Source organism: Halomonas elongata DSM 2581 (assembly GCF_000196875.2).
Classification (GTDB): Bacteria; Pseudomonadota; Gammaproteobacteria; order Pseudomonadales; family Halomonadaceae; genus Halomonas; species Halomonas elongata.
Genome location: NC_014532.2, coordinates 3,374,867 through 3,395,512, shown reverse-complemented (window position 1 = coordinate 3,395,512; position 20,646 = coordinate 3,374,867). Strand labels below are relative to the sequence as shown.

Genomic DNA, 20,646 nt, shown 5'->3' with positions numbered 1-20,646 from the left:
TCAGAAGGCCAGTTCGACTCCCGCATAGACACTGCGGTCCGGCGCCGTGGAGAAGTAGCGCCCGCGTTGGTCGTTGATGACGATGTTGTCGAAGTGCTCGCGGTCGAACAGGTTCTGCACGCCGACGTAGGCCTTGAGCAGGGTGTCGTTGCTCAGCCGCCAGCCGTCGCCAGCGCGCAGGTTGGCCAGCCAGTAGTCGTCGACTTTCACGCTGTTGGCGTCATCGGCATACATCGAGCCGACGTAGCGGGTCTCCAGGGTAGCGAAGCGCTCGCCGACGCCCTGCCAGGTCAACTGGTTGACCCAGGTGCGCTCGGGAAGGCCCGGGATGCGGTTGTTGGCGTGATCGTTGCCGTCGTCGTCCACATAGTCCTGGAACTCGTAGCGCGCCAGGGTCAGGGCGCTGTCGAGTCGCCAGTTCTCGGCGAAGTCCCAGCCGAGGGACACTTCCAGGCCGTCCTGGCGGCTGCGTCCGGCGTTACGATAGAAGTCGCGGCCGTCGCTGTTCTTGTAAGCGATCAGCGAGTCGCGCACCCGGGTCGAGAACAGGGCGACATCGTAGTCCAGGCCGCTGTCGACGAAGTTGCCGCGCAGGCCGAGCTCGCGATTCCAGGCCTTCTGCGGTTCGATGTCGGGATTGAAGCCGCCGACGCCGGCCGGGTTGGCGAACTCGGTGAAGGTTGGTGTCTCGTAGGCGGTGCCCACCGAGAGATAGACCTGGTGATTGGGGCGGTAGCGATAGTTCAAGCCGGCGCTGCCGCTCCACTGGTTGAAGGTACGATCGCCGCTGTCGTCGCCATCGGAGAGGTAGTTGTCGTCGATATCGAAATCGATGTGATCGAAGCGGGTGCCGAGCGAGAGGCTCCACTGGTCGGTCAGGTCGAGGTCGCCCTGGGCGAAGGCGCCGAGCGAGGTGGCGGTCTGGGTCTCGTCGGCGACGCGGCCCTGGTGGTCGCCATCGATGGTGACGTCGTCGCGGTAACGATCGTCTTCCTGGCGGGCCACCTCGACCCCGGCCACGTAGCGCATCGGCAGTTCGCCGAGTGACAGCGACTGGCGGTATTCGGCATTGGCGCCGTAGTAGTCGCGGTCATAGGCGACGAAGCTGTCGCCGGCATAGGCGAGCTGCTGCTCGAAATCGCGCTTCAGGTAGAAGCCGCGCAGCGTCAGCTCACCCGGACCGGCGGCACGGTCCTCGTATTCGAGACCGAGCACCTGCTGGTCGACCGACTGCCCGGCGTCGATGCGGGTCGGCGAGTAGAAGTTGCTGTCGATCGTGCCTTGCCGGTCCTCGGACACGGCTTCGGCGGTCAATCCGCCGGGATCTTCCGAGCGGGGGTTGTCGAGCAGGTTGAGGATGGCGGTGAGAGAGCGGTCGGCGTCCAGTTCGCGCTTCAGCTTGGCGTTGAGCAGGTACTTTTCGACGCTGCTGTGGTCACGATAGCCGTCCATGCCCAGCGCCGAGACGTCGATGTGGTGCGACCAGGGGCCCTCGACGCCGCCGTTGCTGACGTTCAGCTTGCGATAGCCGTTGCTGCCGCCCTCGACGCGCAGGCGAGTACCGGGGTCGCTCTCGCCGTCGGCGGTGGTCACGTCGATCGCCCCGCCGGCGGCATTGCCGTACTGCACCGCCGCCGGACCGCGCATGACTTCAATGCGCTGGGCGCTGTCGAGGTCGATGGCGTCGAGCTGGGCCTGGCCGTCGGGCAGGGTGTAGGGGATGCCGTCGACCCGCACCCTGATGCCCCGCACCCCCCAGGGCGTGCGGGCGCCGAAGCCGCGGATCGAGACCCGCTCGCCCTGGACGAAGTTATGGCGATTCTGGAGATAGACGCCGGGCACGGTCGCCAGCGATTCATCGAGACGCTCGCGCTGCTGGCCCTGGGCGATCTTCTCGCGATCCACCACCGAGACGGCAGCGGGCGTGTCGTAGAGCTCGCGGTCCAGGCGTGGGGCGGTGACCTCGAGAGTATCCAGCGTGACGGGCTCGGCCTGGGCCATCCCGGAAACGCTCAGGGTACCGGCGACGAGGAGAGAAGGCGCGGCGCGGAGGGGCATGAGGCAACCTCAATAGACGGCGAAGAATGATAGGGCGCAAATGATCTCACTGGAAAGCACTCGCGACAAATCGAGATGAATCGATACTGCTCGGGTGAGGAAACGACTACACGAAACGTGGGGCCAGGGATTCCCAGGTGGCCCCAGCATCGTGTTCGATGAGGGAGGAGGCCACCATCCCCATGAGCGGGGACGGTGGCGGGGTGATCAGTGGTAGCGCCGGGTCTCGGCCTCGAGGCGCGTGAAGCGCACCGGCGGGCTGTACTCTTCGCCTTCGGGGGCGCGTTCGGGAGCGGGGCGGACGCGCCAGCCGCGGTGGGTTGCCCATTCCTTGAGCCCTCGATAGTCGAGCAAGGGGTACTCGCGGGTGTAGGGATTCGGCGATGACGAGGGAAAGGCGTAGGCCACATGCGGGTAGTGAGCGAAGGCGTCTTCGCCGCCATGTGCGGCCAGGGCGCGATCCAGGGCCGACTGCCAGTCATGGGAGTCGCGTTGGGTACCGTTAGCTTGGGATACATGCATCGGATTGCCCTCCATTGATACACCTGTGCCAGGGCCTTGCCCGGACGGCGTGGGTGCCGGTGGCAGCGAGTCCGCCGGGAGCCATGAAAAACGCCCCGCCCGGCGGGGCCGGGTGGGGCGTCATCATCGGAAAGGGAGCGAGCGACCGGTGGGTACGCGCGATCTGTCGAGGCCGTGCGGTGAGATGCGAGGTTGCCACCATGTTGCTACCTCCCGTCGATATGCCGGTCAGTCCCAGCTCAGCGCGCCGCCGACCTGATACTCGGTGACGCGGGTTTCGAAGAAGTTCTTCTCCTTGCGCAGGTCGATGATCTCGCTCATCCAGGGGAAGGGGTTCTGCGCACCGGGGAACTGCTCCTTGAGGCCGATCTGGGCCAGGCGGCGATTGCAGATGAAGTGCAGGTATTCCTCCATGATCGCCGCGTTCATGCCCAGCACGCCGCGCGGCATGGAGTCGCGAGCGTAGGCGATCTCGAGTTCGGTGCCCTCGAGGATCATCTGGGTGCATTCGTCCTGGAATTCCGGCGTCCACAGGTGCGGATTCTCGATCTTGATCTGGTTGATCATGTCGACGCCGAAGTTCAGGTGCATGGATTCGTCGCGCAGGATGTACTGGAACTGCTCGGCGACGCCGGTCATCTTGTTGCGACGGCCCATGGAGAGGATCTGGCTGAAGCCGCAGTAGAAGAAGATGCCCTCGGTCACGCAATAGAAGGCGACCAGGTTGCGCAGCAGCTCCTGGTCGGTCTCCGGCGTGCCGGTGTGGAAGTCCGGCCGAGCCAGCGACTGGGTATGCTTGAGGCTCCAGGCGGACTTGGCGGCCACCGAGGGAATCTCGCGGTACATGTTGAAGACTTCGCCTTCATCCATGGCCAGCGACTCCACGCAGTACTGGTAGGCGTGGGTGTGGATCGCTTCCTCGAAGGCCTGACGCAGCAGGTACTGGCGGCATTCGGGGTTGGTGATCAGGCGGTAGAGTGCCAGTACCAGGTTGTTGGCGACCAGGGAGTCGGCGGTGGAGAAGTAGCCCAGGCTGCGCTCGACGATGCGCCGTTCGTCGTCGGTGAGGCCGTCGGCGCTCTTCCACAACGCGATGTCGGCGTTCATGTTCACTTCCTGGGGCATCCAGTGGTTGGCGCTGCCGTCCAGGTACTTCTGCCAGGCCCATTCGTACTTGAAGGGCACCAGCTGGTTGAGGTCGGCGCGCGCGTTGATCATTTGCTTGTCGTCGACCTCGATGCGCGCCGCGCCCATCTCCAGCTCTTCCAGGCCGGCAGCCACGTCGAGCTCGTCCAGAGAGGCCCGGGCACGCGTCAGACGGTCCTGCTCGGCGGCCTGGTAGGCGCCGGCACTGTCACGGACTTCCGCAGCGGGGGCCTCGGGGGCTGGCTGGGCGGCCGGTTGCGGAGCAGGAGCCGGCTGGGGCTGCTCGGCCACCGCGCTGTCGTCTTCGTGGAAATCGTCCCAATCGATCATGTTCTTCCTCGTTCCTCGGAGGTGGAAGAGATAAGAGGGAAGCGCCCTGCGGGCTGAAGAAGGAGGCTGCTCCCTTCATTGCTCATCGGCGCGTAGCGCCGTCTTCCCTCTTCCTTCTTGGTCGTTACTGACAGGCCTCGCAGCCCAGCTCGTCGATCTCGCCCGCCGAGGGCGCCCGGGAACCGCTGCCGCTCTTGCCCTTCAGGAAATCGTCGACGCCGCGTGGCTCCTGCGCCTGGGGCGTGGCCTCGGGGGCCGGCGCCGGAGCAGTGGAAGGCGAGGCGTTGCTCACGGCATTGAGGTTGCCGCGGTCGACCGTCGACTTCTCCACCGAGGTGGCGCCCAGGGCGCGCAGGTAGTAGGTGGTCTTGAGACCGCGGAACCAGGCCATGCGATAGGTCACGTCGAGCTTCTTGCCGGAGACGCCCTGAATGTAGAGGTTCAGCGACTGGGCCTGGTCGATCCACTTCTGGCGACGTGCGGCGGCCTCCACCAGCCACTTGGGCTCCGTCTCGAAGGCGGTGGCGTACTTGGCCTTGAGGTCCTCGGGCACGCGGTCGATGGCCTGAACGCTGCCGTCGTAGTACTTGAGGTCGTTGATCATGACCTCGTCCCACAGGCCGCGTTCCTTGAGGTCGTTGACCATGTAGGCGTTGACCACGGTGAACTCGCCCGACAGGTTCGACTTGACGAACAGGTTCTGATAGGTCGGTTCGATGGACTGCGAAACACCGCAGATGTTGGAGATGGTCGCGGTCGGGGCGATGGCCATGACGTTGGAGTTGCGCATGCCCTGAACGGCGATCTTCTCGCGGATGCGGTCCCAGTCCTGGGTGGTGGAGGTGTCGACCTCGATGTACTTCTCGCCGCGCTCCTGCTTCAGCTTCTCGATGGAGTCGATGGGCAGGATGCCCTGGCTCCACAGCGAGCCTTCGTAGCTTTCATAGTGTCCACGCTCGGCGGCCAGGTCGCTGGAGGCCTCGATGGCGTGATAGCTGACCAGTTCCATGGAGGTGTCGGCGAAGGCCACGGCCTCGTCGGAGGCGTAGGCGATGTCCTGGGCGTAGAGCGCGTCCTGGAAGCCCATGATGCCGAGCCCCACCGGGCGGTGCTTGAAGTTGGAACGCTCTGCCTGGGGCACCGCGTAGTAGTTGATGTCGATGACGTTATCGAGCATGCGCACCGCGGTCTTCACGGTCTTTTTCAGCTTGTCGCCGTCGAACTGGCCGTCCGTCACGTGCTGGGCGAGGTTGATGGAGCCCAGGTTGCAGACCGCGATCTCGTCGGGGCTGGTGTTCAGCGTGATCTCGGTGCACAGGTTGGAACTGTGAACCACACCGGCGTGCTGCTGGGGGCTGCGCAGGTTGCACGGATCCTTGAAGGTGATCCAGGGATGACCGGTCTCGAACAGCATCGACAGCATCCGACGCCACAGGTCCTTGGCACGGACGCGCTTGAAGAGCTTGAGCTGACCGTTGCGGGTCATCTCTTCGTATTCCTGGTAGCGCTTCTCGAAGGCCGCGCCGTAGAGGTCGTGCAGGTCCGGGCAGGTGGCCGGCGAGAACAGCGTCCATTCGCCATCGTCGAAGACCCGCTTCATGAACAGGTCCGGCACCCAGTTGGCGGTGTTCATGTCGTGGGTGCGGCGGCGGTCGTCGCCGGTGTTCTTGCGCAGCTCGAGGAACTCCTCGATATCGAGGTGCCAGGTCTCGAGGTAGGCGCAGACCGCGCCCTTGCGCTTGCCGCCCTGGTTGACGGCCACTGCGGTGTCGTTGACCACCTTGAGGAAGGGCACCACGCCCTGGGACTTGCCGTTGGTGCCCTTGATGTAGGAGCCCAGCGCGCGCACCGGGGTCCAGTCATTGCCGAGACCGCCGGCCCACTTGGAGAGCAGGGCGTTGTCGCGGATGGCGCTGTAGATGTTGTCCAGGTCGTCCGGCACTGTGGTCAGGTAGCAGCTGGAGAGCTGGCTGCGCACGGTGCCCGAGTTGAACAGCGTCGGCGTGGAGGCCATGTAGTCGAAGCTGGAGAGCAGCTCGTAGAACTCGATGGCACGCGCCTCGCGGTCGTCCTCGTTGAGTGCCAGGCCCATGGCGACGCGCATGAACATCACCTGGGGCAGCTCGTAGCGCACTTCGTCGCGGTGGATGAAGTAGCGGTCGTAGAGCGTCTGCAGACCCAGGTAGGTGAACTGGGCGTCACGGGTATGATCGAGGGCATCGCCCAGACGTTCGAGGTCGAATTCCGCCAGTCGCGGGTCGAGCTGTTCGAACTCGATGCCCTTGGCGATGTAGGCCTGGAAGGCCGGCTTGTAGTAGTCGGCCATCTCCTGGTAGGTGGCTTCCTCGGCGATACCCAGAAACGACAGTGCCTCGCGGCGCAGGTTGTCCTGCAGCAGGCGGGCGGTGACGTAGGTGTAGTTGGGATCCTTCTCGACCAGGGTGCGCGCGGTCATCATCAGCGCCTGGGAGACGCCGTCCACGGTCACGCCGTCGTAGAGGTTCTTCAGGGAGTCCTCGACGATCTTGCCCGGTTCGACGTTGGCCAGGTTCTCGCAGGCGTCGAATACCAGGGTCTCGACCCGGCCGAGATCCAGCGGGCGGGTACTGCCGTCGGGGGCGGTGACGTTCAGCGTGGGGTGAGGCTTGGTGATATCGGCGCCGGATTCGGCCCGTGCCCGGGCGTGCTCCTCACGATAGAGCACATAGGCGCGTGCCACCTTTTGCTCGCCGGCGCGCATCAGTGCCAGCTCGACCTGGTCCTGGATGTCCTCGATGTGCAGGGTGCCACCGTCGGGCATGCGGCGCAGGAAGGCCTGCTCGATGTTCTCCGAGGCGCGCTGGACGAAGTCGCGGACACGCGAGGACGTCGCGGCGTTGTCGCCCTCCACGGCGATGAAGGCCTTGCTCAGGGCTACGGCAATCTTGCCGCTGTCGAAGGGCACCACGTCGCCGGTGCGTTTGATGACACGCAGCGTCTGCGGGGCGGTAACGGAGACGGACGGATGGTCCTGAGTAACGGGGGTATCCATGGCGCCGGGGTTCCCTACCTTAGGAGTCGAAAGTGGATGATGAAAGCCGCCGTTGAGCGGTTGTTGACAGGTTTTTCAAAAATTGCTAAGGCACACTATCTTGTGTGCCAGCGGAACTGGCACACAAGATAGTGTGCTTTCTTCGGCCCATCAAGTGGATAAACTGTGGACGGCCTGTGGCCTTTCGGGGGGCATTTTTCGAGGGCTCGACGAGCCCGCATGGTTGAGCCGCTCATGAGGTTTCAATGTGTGTCCGGATGAGCGAAAGATGCGTATGTCGAGTATCCTTTCACCTTGAGCCTCCTTTCCCGGCCGACGAACGGGATCGGACTGCCCGGTGCCGATGACGACCGGATCCCTTGGACGGAGGCGCTTGTTCAGGATGTCGTACAGCCGACGACGCTCCGTTGACCGACCACTGCCTGTCGAGGTAACGACTTAGAATGGAAGCTAGTGTGGATTCCCCTGGCATGGAACATGTGCTGATCATCGAGGACGATGAGCGGTTGGCCGAACTGACCCGAGACTATCTGGTCGCCAATGGCTTTCGTGTGACACTGGAAGCCGACGGTGCCCGAGGTGCGCAATGCATCCTCGACCTGCAGCCGGATCTGGTGATCTTGGATCTCATGCTTTCGGGCGAGGACGGCCTGTCGATCTGCCGCCGGGTACGAGCCGACTATCCCGGCCCGATCCTGATGCTTACGGCCCGTACCGATGACATGGATCAGGTGCTGGGACTCGAAATGGGGGCGGACGACTATGTGGCCAAGCCGGTGCAGCCCCGAGTGCTGCTGGCGCGCATGCGAGCCCTGCTGCGCCGAAAGAGCGAGACATCGGGCAATGGGAATGGCGAGGATCGCCTGTTCTTTCGCGATCTTGAAATCGACAGCGGCACCCGTGAGGCCTGGCTGGGAGGTGAACGCATCGACTTGACCAGTGCCGAATTCGATCTGCTCTGGCTGCTCGCCAGTCACGCCGGGCGCGTTCTGACGCGGGAAGAGATTTTCGCGCAATTGCGCGGCATCAAGTATGACGGCCAGGACCGCTCCATCGATGTCCGGGTATCGCGGATCCGGCCCAAGATCGGCGATGACCCGCATCATCCGCATCGTATCAAGACGGTGCGCAGCAAGGGGTACCTATTCGTTCGAGACGCCTGATGCCACTGTTGCGATTACTGCCACGCACCCTGGTCGACAGTACCTTCCTGCGCGTCTATGTGCTGCTGGCCATCGCCCTGGCACTGGCACTCGGACTCTCCCTGTCGGCCATTTCGCTGGTCGACAAGGTGCGCCGCGAGCAGTACCACGAACGGTTGGCCGAGGTTCCGATGACGCTGTTCGCGCAACGCCTGGTGGCGATGCCGGAGGCGCGCCGGGCCGACTGGCTGGAGAGTCGTGGCGACCGGCTTGCCGCCGACCTGACCCTGCACGAGAGTCGCGACTACCCGATGGGCTATTTCGAGCGCCTGCGCCTGTCCGAGGGGCATACCCTGGTGGGGCGTACCCTGGATGGAAACTGGGAGTTGCACCGGCGGCTACCCGGCGAGGACTGGCTGTTGCGGGCCGAGCTGGGCGACGTGAGCGAGGCCCAGTTGCGGGAGCTGGTGCGCGTGTCGGGAGAGTGGCTGCAGACACTCTCCCCGTCGGCCCGGCAAAGGTGGCTGGAGCGGCTGAGCAATCCGGCGGTGCCATTGGCGCTTGGTGACGGGCCGCCGGAAGAGACGAGCGGCACGGTGTCGGGGAGCGACGTCGTGTCACGCTCGCACCCCGCGGAAGGGGCCCTGTCGCTGTATTGGCCGTTTTCACATGGGCTGGTATCCGGTGCTGTGCCCGAGGCCGAGTGGTTGACCGTCGGACCACTGCAGCCCTATCAACCGCCGCCGGTCCCGGTGTTGTCACTGGTGGTGGTGATGGTCTTCGGCATCCTGTCGGTGGTCGTCTATCTGATCGTGCGTGGCGTGGAATCGCGCATGACGCGTCTCGAACAGGCCGCCACGCGCATCGCCGGCGGGCGTCTGGATACCCGCGTCAAGGTGCAAAGCGGCGACTTCCTCGGTCGCCTGGGGATGGCCTTCAATGGCATGGCCGCGCAGGTGCAGTCGTTGCTGCGGGCCCAGCAGGACATGACCCGGGCGGTGTCCCACGAGCTGCGCACACCGGTGGCAAGGATTCGCTTCGCGGTGCAGATGGTCGAGGATATGACCGACGACCCAGCGGTGCGACATCAACTGCGCGGCGTGGATGGCGATATCGCCGAACTCGACGCCCTGATCGACGAGATTCTCACCTATGCGCGACTCGACACCAACGCGGCCAATGGCGGCGGGCTCGAGACCGAGTCGATGGAGGGGCGTGTACTGAGCGAGCGGGTCATCGCATCCGTGAGCGATCTGCATGGGCATCTCGACATCGTCCTGGTGGCCGGTCCCGAGGTGGAGTGCACTGCCGAGCCTCGTTATCTGCAGCGAGCCCTGCAGAACCTGGTGACCAACGCCTGTCGCCATGCCGTCTCCCGGGTGCGGGTGAGCGTGGAAGGCGAGCCTGGCCTGGTACGCTTCGATGTCGAGGACGATGGCCCCGGGGTTCCGGAGCGGTCGCGTCACGAGATATTCAAGCCCTTCGCCCGGCTCGACGACAGCCGCGACCGTCGCTCGGGCGGCTATGGGCTGGGCTTGTCCATCGTGCACAGGGTCATGGTCTGGCACGGCGGCAGCGTGATGGTGGATACCAGCCCGGCACTGGGCGGGGCGCGTTTCACCTTGCTGCTGCCTCGGCGGGACACCGCCCCTGTTCGGGGGGCGTGACGAGGGCGGGCCTCACGCCGGCTTGATGCCTTCCAGAACCGCGAAAGAAGTTTCCCGGGCAGTGCGCAGGAAGTCCTCCATCCACGGCGCCTCCCGGGTGTCATCGCGGATGGCTGCGAACAGAGTGCTCCATACGCCGCGTTCGCCAAGCGACACCGCCTTGACGTAGTCGCGCTCTAGGTACTCGGTCAAGGCCCAGTTGGGCAGCGCGCAGACGCCCCGGCCGCTGGCGACCAGTTGCATCATCATGATGGTCAGCTCGGCGGTACGGATCTCCCTGGGCCGGATACCGGCAGGGTCGAGGAACTGGGTGAAGACATCCAGGCGGGCATGTTCGACGGGATAGGTGATGAGTGTCTCGTCGGCGAGCGCCTCGGGCGTGACATGAGAGCGTCCGGCCAGGGGGTGCTGGCGGGAGACCGCGAGCAATCCCTCGTAGCGGAACAAGGGCTCGTAATGGACGCCGGGCAAGGGCTGAGGATCGGCGGTGATCACCAGATCGAGTTGCTCGCGGGCCAGGGCCGCAAGCGGCTCGAAATGATGGCCGCCGGGAATGTCGACCTCCACCTCGGGCCAGTGGTCGCGGAAATGATCCACGGTCGGCATCAGCCACTGGAAGCAGCTGTGGCATTCGATGGCCATGTGCAACCGGCCCTGTTCGTTGCCGGCCAGGCGTGCCAGGTCGCGTTCGGCCATGCGTACCTGGGGCAGCACCTGTTCGGCCAGGGCCAGCAGGCGCAGGCCGGCACGCGTGAAGGTCACCGGGCGGGTCTTGCGCAGGAAGAGCGGGCTGCCCAGCCGTTCCTCCAGGTCCTTGATCTGATGGGAGAGGGCGGACTGGGTCAGGTGCACGCGTTCGGCGGCTTCCACCAGGGAGCCGGCGTCACGCAGGGCGACCAGAGTGCGGAGGTGGCGGAGTTCGAGCATGATCCTGAGCTTTTTTCATGTTCAAGATTAGTAAGTTTAGTTTGATTCAGTCGTGGTGGCTAGCGAGACTGGCCGGAATCCAATAAACCGCTCGGGATTTCACCATGACGCAGACTCACGTACTCGGATATCCGCGCATCGGCGCGGACCGCGAATTGAAGAAGGCCACCGAAGCCTACTGGAAAGGCGATCTCGATCGCCAGGCCCTCGAGGCCGAGGGTCGCGAGCTGCGCAAGCGTCATTGGGCGGCGCAGCGTGACGCCGGTCTCGATCTGGTGACCGTGGGCGACTTCGCCTTCTACGACCAGGTACTCAATGTCTCGGTACTGCTGGGTGCGGTACCGGCGCGCTTCGGCGCCGAGGATGAACTGGCCCGTGGCGAAGTGGATCTGGACACCACCTTCCGCATGGCCCGGGGCCGGGCGCCCAGTGGCGAGCCCGCCGCCGCCTGCGAGATGACCAAGTATTTCGATACCAACTATCACTATCTGGTCCCCGAGCTGCATGCCGGCCAGCGCTTCCGGCTGGCCAGTTCGCGACTGTTCGACGAGGTCGAGGAGGCGAAGGCCGAGGGCCATGCGGTCAAGGTGGCGCTGACCGGTCCGCTGACCTGGTTGTGGCTGGGCAAGGGACGTGGTGACGATGCCGAGGCCGTCGACCGTCTCGCGCTGCTCGATGGCGTGCTGGAAGTCTATGGCCAGGTACTCTCCAGGCTGGCCGAGCAGGGCGTCGAGTGGGTGCAGCTCGACGAGCCCGCCCTGGTGCAGGATCTGCCCGCGGAGTGGCGACAGGCCTTCGAGCGCGCCTATCACCGCCTGCAGTCGGCGCCGGTGAAGCTGTTGCTGGCAACTTACTTCGGTGGCCTGGGAGACAACCTCTCGCTGGTCGTCGGACTGCCGGTGGAGGGCCTGCACCTGGATGCAGTCCGGGCGCCGGACCAGGTCGAAACCGTGGTTGATCGACTGCTGCCCCACAAGGTGCTGTCGCTGGGTGTCATCGATGGCCGCAACATCTGGCGGGCCGATCTGGCGGCGCTGCGCGAGCGTCTGGCACCGCTCAAGGCGCGTCTGGGCGAGCGCCTCTGGGTGGCGCCGAGCTGCTCGTTGCTGCATGTGCCGGTGGATCTGAGCGCCGAGACCGAACTCGACGCCGAGCTCAAGAGCTGGCTGGCCTTCGCTCGCCAGAAACTCGATGAAACGGTGGTGCTCGGCCGCGCCCTGGGCGATCGCCTCACGGCCAGCGACGAAGCCTTCCTGGCCGATGCTGCCGCCGCGCTGGCCGCGCGTCGTGAGTCGCCGCGCATCCATCGCCCGGCAGTGGCCGATCGCCTGTCGGCGGTGAGCCGCGCCGACAGCGAGCGTGACCATCCCTATGTGGAGCGGGCGCGTGTCCAGCGCCAGCATCTGGCGCTGCCGCTGTTCCCGACGACGACCATCGGCTCCTTCCCGCAGACCAGCGAGATTCGCCAGACGCGTCGGGCCTACAAGCAGGGTGAGCTGTCCGCCGCCGACTATGAAGCGCGCATGCAGGCCGAGATCGCCGAGGCAGTGTCACGCCAGGAAGCCCTGGGCATCGATATGCTGGTCCATGGCGAGGCCGAGCGTAACGACATGGTCGAGTACTTCGGCGAACAGCTCGACGGCTTCGCCTTCACTCGCTTCGGTTGGGTGCAGAGCTACGGCTCCCGTTGCGTCAAACCTCCGGTGCTGTTCGGCGACGTGGCGCGCCCCGAGCCGATGACCGTGCGCTGGAGCCGCTATGCCCAGTCGCTGACCGACAAGCCGATGAAGGGCATGTTGACCGGCCCGGTGACCATCCTGCAGTGGTCCTTCGTGCGCGACGACCAGCCCCGCGAGACCACTTGCCGGCAGATTGCCCTGGCCCTGCGTGACGAGGTGGCCGACCTGGAAGCGGCGGGCATTCGTGCCATCCAGATCGACGAGCCGGCGCTGCGCGAAGGGCTGCCGCTGCGCCAGGCCGAGTGGCAGGGCTACCTCGACTGGGCGGTGGACTGCTTCCGGCTGAGTGCCGCCGTGGCCGATGATGCCACCCAGATCCACACCCACATGTGCTATTCGGAGTTCAACGACATCATCGCGTCCATCGCCGCACTGGACGCCGATGTTATCACCATCGAGACCTCGCGTTCCGATATGGAGCTGCTCGATGCCTTCCGCGATTTCGACTATCCCAACGAGATCGGGCCGGGCGTCTACGATATCCACTCGCCGAACATTCCCGAGGTCGACTGGATGGTGAAACTGATGGAAAAGGCGGCCGAGCGGATCCCCGTCGAGCGCCTCTGGGTCAATCCGGACTGTGGTCTCAAGACCCGCGGCTGGGTCGAGGTCGAGCCGGCGCTGGCCAACATGGTCGAGGCCGCACAACGGCTGCGAAAGCGTTATGCCTGAGGGCTGACGGCCCGGAACCGACAGGGATGCGTGACGAACAGCCGCCGGGCGGAGTCAAGCTGCTCGGCGGCTGTTATCCTGTAGATTCGATGGACATCAACCCTACAAGGATATTTGCCATGCCACGCATTCCCTTCGTCGCCTTGCGGCGTCTCGGTGCTTCTCTGCTGGTCCTTGGCCTGGCCGGTTGTGCCACTTCCGCTCACGAGCCCGGTGTTGCGCCGTCGTCGGATGCCAAGGCTTCCGGTGATACGGCCAAGGCGCCCCTGCTACCCTCGGCGCTGTTTCCCGGTGACGCCGAGCACTTCGTCGGCTGGCGATGCACGCCGGATCAGGAACTGGTGACCGCTCACAATGAGGATGACCTTCGGCTGTGGTCGGCGCATGGCGCCTATCGCCTGACGCCGTCCGTGGTGGCCAGCGGCACCCGTTACGAGCAAGGGGACCTGAGCTTCTGGTCAAAGGGTGACGAGGCGGTGGTCGAGAGTGACAGGGGACGCCTGGAGTGCCAGCAGGACACCCGGCATCGCGTGCTGACCCGGGAGACGCACCCCGGCGTGATGTTCCGGGCCAATGGCAACGAGCCGGGGTGGAACATCGAGCTGGCCAATGACACGCCACGGATCAAGATGACGCTGGACTATGGCGAGCGTGAAGTCACCCTGCCGTATCGCGTGACTTCGCTCGACAACGAGACGGGAAGTGTGACCCTGGCCAGCGGTCAGGCGGCGCGGCCTTTCGAGCTGCGCATCGAGGCGCGAGCCTGCTTCGACGACATGAGCGGGCAGCCCTGGCCGGCCCGAGTGACCCTGACGTTGAATGATCGGGTGTATCGGGGGTGTGGGCAAGGCATCGCCCCTTAGAGGGAAAGTGTCTGCGCTCGGCGACTTTTCGGCATGCATGCCCGATGATCCTCGCTTCGGCTTATCCCCGGTGGCCATGGCCATCGGGGTTGCCAGTGCTTTCTGGATACCGCATAAGACAGATTGGTTCGATTGTTTCGAAAGTTAGGTGCGGTTTTTACCGCTTATCATCGACAAAAACGAACATATACTGGTGATCATTCTTCCATGTCTGCTGTATGAAGGAGATCACCATGACCACTCGCGTTCTCGTTCTGACGTCTTCCATCCTCGATGGCAATTCCCTGGCACTGGCCGAGCACTTCAAGGCTCAGCTTGCCGGGCGTGACGATGTTGCCATCACCACGCGCAACTTGATCGCCGATGAGCTGCCCCACCTGGGGCTGCCGGAGCTTTCCAGCTGGCAGGTGCCGGCAGGCGAGCGCACGCCCGAGCAGCGTGAACTGGCGGCGCGTTCCGACGCCTTGATCGATGAGCTCCAGGCGCATGATGTCCTGGTGCTGGCGGTGCCGCTCTACAATCTGGGCATTCCGTCACAGATGAAGGCCTGGTTCGACCGCATCCTGCGGGCCGGCGTCACCTTCCGCTATACCGAGAATGGGCCCCAGGGTTTGGTCGAGGGTAAGCGGGCAATGATTCTCGCGGCGCGGGGCGGCCAGTATGCCGGCACCGAGCTCGACAGCCAGACGCCGCATCTCAAGCACATGCTCGGCCTGATCGGTATCACCGAGGTCGATACCGTGTTTGCCGAGGGGCTGGCCATGGGCGAGGAGCTGCATGAAGCGGCCATGGGCGAGGCGCGTCAGGCGATCGAGGGATTGGCGGAACGCCTCTGAGGCGCTTCTCCTTATCCAGCGCGCTCGGCGGGCGGTCTTTCGACCGCCCGCTTGTCGTTGGGGCCAGGCTGTTGGCATTCGGCGGGTACCTCGACGATCCATTCCCGGGATACGAAGCGGCTGGTGCACAGCATGGGCTCCGGCGCCAGGATGCGACCCACGAGGTGGCGCATGGCTGAACGATCGTCACCGCCAGCCTCGGGTAATTGCCGTGTCGTCGCCAGGGGATGCCACTCAGCTTCCTGACGGCTGGCCAGGGCATAACGGAAGGGGTGGAATCCAGGAAAACCGAGTCGCAGATCGGTGGCCACCAGGATGTCCTGCCCATTGCGTTCCATGACCTCGTAGCGCAGATAGGGGCCGGCGAACCAGTCCAGCCGCTGACCGGCTGCGCTGGCCAGTGCTGCCGGTTCGAGCTCGGCGCCTCGCGAGAAGGTTTCCAGGCTCGGCGAATGGTCGCCGTCGAAGACGCCGATCAGCGACTCGTGGTAGTCGCCTCCCTCGATGATGGTGGCGCGCCACAGCAGGATGTTGAACGGTGTCGGCTGCACCAGGCGTGGTGCTTCGCCGAGGCCGCGTTCGGCCAGTACCGGTGCCAGACGCTGCTCGACCAGGGTCTTGGCGCCCAGCGAGGCGACCAGGTAAGCGCAGGACAGGGCCAGCCCCCAGGCCGGGGCACGGACGCCGTTGCCGGTGATCAGTGCCACGCTGATGCCAATCAGCAATGGCAGGCTGTAGAGCGGGTCGATGATGAACACCAGCGGTGCGGCCACGGGTGGCGCATCCAGGGGCCACCAGAGCTGGGTGCCGTAGGTGGTCAGGGCGTCGAGCAATGGGTGAGTCAGCAAGCACAGCCCGAAGAAGGCCAGCCAGCGACCGAGGCCGATTTCACGCAGTGGTGTCAGCTGTCGGGCGAGCAGGGCCAGCGCCGTGGCCAGGCCGGCCAGGACGAACAGCGAATGGCTGAAGCCACGGTGCTGCGTGACGTTGGCCACGGCATCGCCGTAGTCGATGACCACGTCCAGGTCCGGCAGGGTGCCCAGTACGGCTCCGAACAGCACGGCCCGGCGCCCCAGGCGCCGACCCAGCACGGCGCCACCGATGGCGGCACCCAGTGCGGCTTGCGTCACGGAATCCATGGCGGTCTCAGGTCTCGCGGGTCCAGGGTGGCGCGGCGGCGATGACGCGGCGTTGAACCGGGCAGTCGTCGCGATGGGCGCCGGGCAGGTATCCCGTACTCATCAGGAATTCACCGACGATCTCGGGGCCGGTGAAGCGGAAGGTACGCTTGAACAGCTTCACCCAGTCGGCGTGCGCCAGCGGGTGATGCCAGTCCAGCCAGGCGTGGAAGCTGCCATACTCCTGGCGCAGTGCCTGGATGACGCCGGCGTTGTGGATCGCGGCGTCGACCTTGAGGCGGTTGCGGATGATACCGGCGTCGCTCAGCAGGCGGGCACGGTCGGTGTCGTCATAGGCGGCCACCCGGTCGATGACGAAGTCCTCGAAGGCCGTGCGGAAGGCGTTGCGCTTCTTCAGGACGGTAAGCCACGACAGGCCGGCCTGGTTGATTTCCAGTACCAGGCGCTCGAAGAGGGCGTCGTCGCTTTTCACCGGGAAGCCGTACTCGTGGTCATGATAGGGGCCGTGAAACGGATGGGCCGGTGCCAGGTCACAATAGTCGCTCATGGGCTGTCGATCTCGTCGCGAGAGTGGCGGATCGATGACAGAATGCCCCTATTCGCTCCCACTGTGAACAAGGAGATTCTCATGCAATATCTGCACACCATGGTTCGGGTCGCCGATCTCGAGGCCTCCCTGCATTTCTACTGCGACCTGCTGGGCCTCAAGGAAGTGCGCCGCAAGGAAAGCGAGAAGGGGCGTTTCACCCTGGTGTTCCTCGCGGCACCTGCCGACGAGGCGCGTTCGACGGAACTCCAGGCCCCGGAACTCGAGCTGACCTACAACTGGGATCCCGAAACCTATACCGGTGGGCGCAATTTCGGCCACCTGGCCTATCGCGTCGATGATATCTACGCGCTGTGCCAGCACCTGCAGGACAATGGCGTGACCATCAATCGGCCGCCGCGCGACGGTCACATGGCTTTCGTGCGCAGCCCCGACGGGATCTCTGTCGAGCTGCTGCAGGCCGGCGAGGCCCAGGAGCCGCGGGAGCCTTGGGCGTCCATGGAGAATACCGGCACCTGGTGAGGTATCGCGCGACAACGTCAGCTCTTGCCTTGGCTCGCTGCGTTGTCACGCGTCATGGGCGCGGCAATGCCGCCGGCGGCTCGGCCTCAGTCGGGCCGCATGGCCATGCGGCCGCTGCCGAGGAACACCAGGGCCAGGGCGCTGAACAGGAACATGCCTTGCAATTCCAGCGCCCAACCGCCGCTGTCTCCTAGGCGGAAGAGTTCGCCCGTGTGCACCAGGATCACGGCAACCAGCATGTTGCCGGCCATCAGCAGCCCCGCCAGTCGGGTCCGCCAACCGAGGATGGCCATTACCGGGGCCAGCACCTCGCCGATCAGTACGCCATAGGCCAGCCAGGACGGCAGCCCATGGTTGGCCAGCAGGTTCTCGATCCACCCCAGAGTGCTGGGGTCGAGCAGCTTGGCGATACCGTGGAGCAGTATCAGCCCACCCACGGCGAGGCGCAGGATCAGTTTGCCGAGGGCGTCGTTGCGCAGGACGTCGAGCATGGTGTCTTCCTTCATCGAGTTCGCTGGTACCAGCATTGTTCTGAACTGCGTGCTGGGGCAAGCTGAGGCGTCCATGCGGGGGCTTTCCGACCCGCATTCCTCAATCGCAAGGAAGATAGCACGATGACCATCACGTTACGCCGTATCCTGATGATGACTGCCATTGCCGTGGGACTGGCCGGTTGTGCCAGCGAGCCGGGGACGGACATCGCTCCGGACGGCGAGGTTTCTGGACCGGTGGTGGGGCCGCGTTGGAATCTGCTGCTGGTGGGAACCAGCGAGCGGCTCGACCTGTCGCCCACGCCGCATTTTCGGATCACTCCCGATGGGCGGGTCAGCGGTCATGACGGCTGCAATCAGTTCGGCGGCACCGTCGAGCTGGGAGACAAGAATCGCATCGAATTCGGCGATCTGGCCTCTACCATGATGGCGTGTCCGAACATGGCCGATGCCAGGCGTGTCACGGACATGCTCGACACGGCTTACCGTTACCTGATCGACCACGACAGGCTGGTGTTCTTCGGTCCCGATCAGCGTGTATTGGGGGGCTTCCAGCGCGCCAATTGATGCGACCGCGCGGCCACCTGCCTGAGGCGGCCGCGCGGAAGGGACGATGCGCTCGCCAGGAATCAGTAGAGCAGGGCGAACAGCTTGCGTCGGTAGGCAACGGTCAGGGGATGATCGGCCCCCAGGGCATCGAAGACGCGCAATAGCGTCTTGCGGGCGGCATCATCGCCATAGGCACGATCCGAACGCATCAGCGCCAGCAGGCCTTCCAGGCCGGTTTCGTACTGGCCATCGGCGACCTGGCGCAGGGCGCGCTGATAGCGGGCTTCGCTATCGTCGCGGTCTCCCAGGGCGGCGATCTCCTCGGCGGAAAGCGCCTGCTCACCAAACTCGATGCTGGCACGCACTCCGCGTGCCGAAGGGGCATCGCGTTCTTCCGGCGGCAGGGCCTCGAGCAACTGGCGTGCCTGTTGCGGCTCGCCGTCGGCCACCAGGGCGCGGGCCAATTCCACCTGATAGGCAGTATGGTCGGGCCACTGCTGGACCAGCTCTTCGTAGATACGGCGGGCAGTGGCGCTGTCGCCGGCCTCGAGAGCGGCGGAAGCTTGCTCCTCCGGACTCTGCTGCGCGCCTTCGGGTGCCTGGAAGTACTTGCCGAGCCACTCGCGGACTTGCTGTTCCGGCTGTGCGCCCTGGAGCTGGTCCACCAGACCGCCCTGGCTGACGAGCTTGACGTCCGGTACCGACTGGACGCCCAACTGCCCCGCGATATCCGGGTTGTCGTCGATATTGAGCTTGCCGAGGATGAAGGCGCCGCCGTGCTCCCGGGTCAGCTTCTCCAGCACGGGTACCTGATGCTTGCTGGGCTCCGAGGAAGGCGCCCAGCAGCACAGCAGCACGGGAACCTGCATGGAGGCCTCGAGCAACTGCTGGATATTGCTGCGGTCGACATCGATGATGATATCGGCGTCGGATGGCTGGCCCTGGGATGGGGCGGTGTTCTGTTCCGCGTCGCCGCTGGGAGTGAGCGGCTCGCCGGTGCGAGGATCGACGATCGGCATGGTGTTCAAGCCTTGAATGCGAGTGAGTTTGCCATGGAAGATGCGGGTGAAGCGCGAGGGATTCAAGGGGACGCGTCCAGATCGACGGTGCTCGAGCGGGCTTCGGGCCACAGGTTGCCGGGTATGCGTGGCCGAGCCGCCACCTGGCGAGAGGATGCGGAGTCCCCAAAGAAAAAGCCGGCCCCCTGGGGAACCGGCTTTCTCGGTATTGGGTAGCGGGGACCGCTGAACTTGAAACAAGAGCGAACCGATGACCTTCCGAAGGTGATCGGACACTCAAAGAACAAGCCGGCACCCTGAGGAACCGGCTTTCTCGGTATTGGGTAGCGGGGACCGCTGACCTTGAAACAAGAGCGAACCGATGACCTTCCGGAGGTGATGGGACACCCAAAGAAAAAGCCGGCTCCCTGAGGAACCGGCTTTCTCGATATTTGGTAGCGGGGACCGGATTTGAACCGATGACCTTCGGGTTATGAGCCCGACGAGCTACCAGACTGCTCCACCCCGCATCAACGTGTGGCGTATTCTACACATCCTGAGCGCTGCGTCAACCACGGCTTTCGCAGGTGATTTCGTTTGGGCAGCGTTGGTCCATACTCGAAAGAGTGTCACACGGATGACCCTAACAGGAACGACACTGTAATTGAGGCTTGGAGGATGCCTCCAGGCATGGTGTGAACCGGAAAGGGAGCTGCCCTATGACAACAGAAACGACTGTCGCCTGGGTAACCGGGGGTACCGGTGGAATAGGTTCCGCCATCTGTCGCACCCTGGCCGATGCCGGGTACCAGGTGGTCGCCGGGTATCGCAACCCTGATAAGGCCAGGAACTGGCTCGAGACGCAGCGGGCCGATGGTTACGCGAATATTGCGCTCTCTGGTGTCGACCTCTCCCGTTATGAGGATTGCGTGAAGGGAACCCAGGAAATCCGGGAGGCTCATGGGCCGATCAGTGTGCTGGTCAACTGTGCCGGCATCACTCGTGATGGCACCCTGAAGAAGATGACATCCGAGCAGTGGCACGAGGTGCTCGATACCAATCTCAACAGCGTGTTCAACACCTGTCGCAGCGTGATCGAGGAAATGCTCGAGCATGGCTATGGCCGTATCATCAACATATCGTCGATCAATGGCCGCAAAGGACAATTCGGGCAGGCCAACTATGCGGCGGCCAAGGCGGGCATGCATGGCCTGACCATGTCGCTGGCGCAGGAGACGGCGACCAAGGGGATCACCGTCAACACGGTGTCGCCGGGCTATATCGCCACCGACATGATCATGGATATCCCGGAGAAGGTCCGTGAGTCGATCCGCGAGTCGATTCCCATGAAACGCTTCGGCACGCCGGAGGAGATCGGTCGGCTGGTGGCGTTTCTGGCCGCCGAGGAATCCGGTTTCATCACCGGGTCCAATATCGATATCAACGGCGGGCAGTTCATGGGCTGAA

The 20,646-nt window shown here is 64.6% G+C and carries 17 protein-coding genes and 1 tRNA gene; 8 read left to right on the top strand and 10 right to left on the bottom strand.

Features of this window, described 5'->3' with window-relative positions; translation table 11 throughout:
- The 4 genes from HELO_RS15785 to HELO_RS15770 all read right to left on the bottom strand — a co-directional run bounded on the left by HELO_RS15785 (position 1) and on the right by HELO_RS15770 (position 7,087).
- Positions 1-2,058: a TonB-dependent receptor family protein gene (locus tag HELO_RS15785; protein WP_013333648.1), complete on the bottom strand. Its 2,058-nt coding sequence runs from the start codon at positions 2,056-2,058 to the stop codon at positions 1-3.
- 207 nt (positions 2,059-2,265) lie between these two features.
- Positions 2,266-2,580: a hypothetical protein gene (locus tag HELO_RS15780; RefSeq protein WP_041602195.1), complete on the bottom strand. Its 315-nt coding sequence runs from the start codon at positions 2,578-2,580 to the stop codon at positions 2,266-2,268.
- A gap of 228 nt (positions 2,581-2,808) precedes the next feature.
- Positions 2,809-4,056 (bottom strand): ribonucleotide-diphosphate reductase subunit beta, encoded by a 1,248-nt coding sequence (locus tag HELO_RS15775; RefSeq protein ID WP_013333646.1) that lies wholly within the window; start codon positions 4,054-4,056, stop codon positions 2,809-2,811.
- Between the two features lie 124 nt (positions 4,057-4,180).
- On the bottom strand, positions 4,181-7,087 hold the full coding sequence (locus HELO_RS15770) for a ribonucleoside-diphosphate reductase subunit alpha (protein ID WP_013333645.1): 2,907 nt from the start codon (positions 7,085-7,087) through the stop codon (positions 4,181-4,183).
- 443 nt (positions 7,088-7,530) lie between these two features.
- On the opposite strand from HELO_RS15770, the gene HELO_RS15765 reads away from it, so the two are divergent.
- Both HELO_RS15765 and HELO_RS15760 read left to right on the top strand, forming a co-directional pair.
- Complete coding sequence (locus HELO_RS15765) at positions 7,531-8,250, top strand: winged helix-turn-helix domain-containing protein (protein ID WP_013333644.1); 720 nt, start codon at positions 7,531-7,533, stop codon at positions 8,248-8,250.
- Positions 8,250-9,896: an ATP-binding protein gene (locus HELO_RS15760; protein WP_013333643.1), complete on the top strand. Its 1,647-nt coding sequence runs from the start codon at positions 8,250-8,252 to the stop codon at positions 9,894-9,896. The genes HELO_RS15765 and HELO_RS15760 overlap by 1 nt, the downstream gene beginning before the upstream one ends.
- 12 nt (positions 9,897-9,908) lie before the next feature.
- Here the strand turns inward: HELO_RS15760 and HELO_RS15755 are convergent, their stop codons facing one another.
- On the bottom strand, positions 9,909-10,823 hold the full coding sequence (locus HELO_RS15755; protein ID WP_013333642.1) for a LysR family transcriptional regulator: 915 nt from the start codon (positions 10,821-10,823) through the stop codon (positions 9,909-9,911).
- 104 nt (positions 10,824-10,927) lie between these two features.
- On the opposite strand from HELO_RS15755, the gene metE reads away from it, so the two are divergent.
- From metE to HELO_RS15740, 3 genes are all read left to right on the top strand, one after another.
- Entirely contained in the window at positions 10,928-13,234 is a 2,307-nt protein-coding gene (gene metE / locus HELO_RS15750; RefSeq protein WP_013333641.1) for a 5-methyltetrahydropteroyltriglutamate--homocysteine S-methyltransferase, read from the top strand.
- A 119-nt stretch (positions 13,235-13,353) separates the two neighbouring features.
- Positions 13,354-14,097 (top strand): COG3650 family protein, encoded by a 744-nt coding sequence (locus HELO_RS15745; protein ID WP_013333640.1) that lies wholly within the window; start codon positions 13,354-13,356, stop codon positions 14,095-14,097.
- Positions 14,098-14,330: 233 nt separating this feature from the next.
- Positions 14,331-14,933: an FMN-dependent NADH-azoreductase gene (locus tag HELO_RS15740; RefSeq protein ID WP_013333639.1), complete on the top strand. Its 603-nt coding sequence runs from the start codon at positions 14,331-14,333 to the stop codon at positions 14,931-14,933.
- Between the two features lie 11 nt (positions 14,934-14,944).
- Here HELO_RS15740 and HELO_RS15735 read toward each other — a convergent pair whose 3' ends face one another.
- Both HELO_RS15735 and HELO_RS15730 read right to left on the bottom strand, forming a co-directional pair.
- Positions 14,945-16,072, bottom strand: a complete 1,128-nt coding sequence (locus tag HELO_RS15735) for a metal-dependent hydrolase (protein WP_013333638.1) — start codon at positions 16,070-16,072, stop codon at positions 14,945-14,947.
- Positions 16,073-16,079: 7 nt separating this feature from the next.
- Positions 16,080-16,619 (bottom strand): DNA-3-methyladenine glycosylase I, encoded by a 540-nt coding sequence (locus tag HELO_RS15730; protein WP_013333637.1) that lies wholly within the window; start codon positions 16,617-16,619, stop codon positions 16,080-16,082.
- Between the two features lie 81 nt (positions 16,620-16,700).
- On the opposite strand from HELO_RS15730, the gene HELO_RS15725 reads away from it, so the two are divergent.
- Positions 16,701-17,141, top strand: a complete 441-nt coding sequence (locus HELO_RS15725) for a VOC family protein (protein WP_041602194.1) — start codon at positions 16,701-16,703, stop codon at positions 17,139-17,141.
- Positions 17,142-17,227: 86 nt separating this feature from the next.
- On the opposite strand, the gene HELO_RS15720 is transcribed toward HELO_RS15725, so the two are convergent.
- Entirely contained in the window at positions 17,228-17,632 is a 405-nt protein-coding gene (locus HELO_RS15720; protein ID WP_013333635.1) for a DoxX family protein, read from the bottom strand.
- A gap of 123 nt (positions 17,633-17,755) precedes the next feature.
- Between HELO_RS15720 and HELO_RS15715 the strand changes: the two genes are divergently transcribed.
- Positions 17,756-18,199 carry an META domain-containing protein gene (locus tag HELO_RS15715; RefSeq protein WP_013333634.1) on the top strand — a complete coding sequence of 148 codons (444 nt, stop codon included), beginning with the start codon at positions 17,756-17,758 and terminating at the stop codon, positions 18,197-18,199.
- A gap of 62 nt (positions 18,200-18,261) precedes the next feature.
- On the opposite strand, the gene HELO_RS15710 is transcribed toward HELO_RS15715, so the two are convergent.
- Complete coding sequence (locus HELO_RS15710) at positions 18,262-19,200, bottom strand: tetratricopeptide repeat protein (protein ID WP_041602662.1); 939 nt, start codon at positions 19,198-19,200, stop codon at positions 18,262-18,264.
- A 432-nt stretch (positions 19,201-19,632) separates the two neighbouring features.
- Positions 19,633-19,709: transfer RNA gene (locus HELO_RS15705), tRNA-Met, on the bottom strand.
- Between the two features lie 189 nt (positions 19,710-19,898).
- On the opposite strand from HELO_RS15705, the gene phbB reads away from it, so the two are divergent.
- Entirely contained in the window at positions 19,899-20,645 is a 747-nt protein-coding gene (gene phbB / locus HELO_RS15700; protein ID WP_013333632.1) for an acetoacetyl-CoA reductase, read from the top strand.
- Position 20,646: the final 1 nt, after the last annotated feature.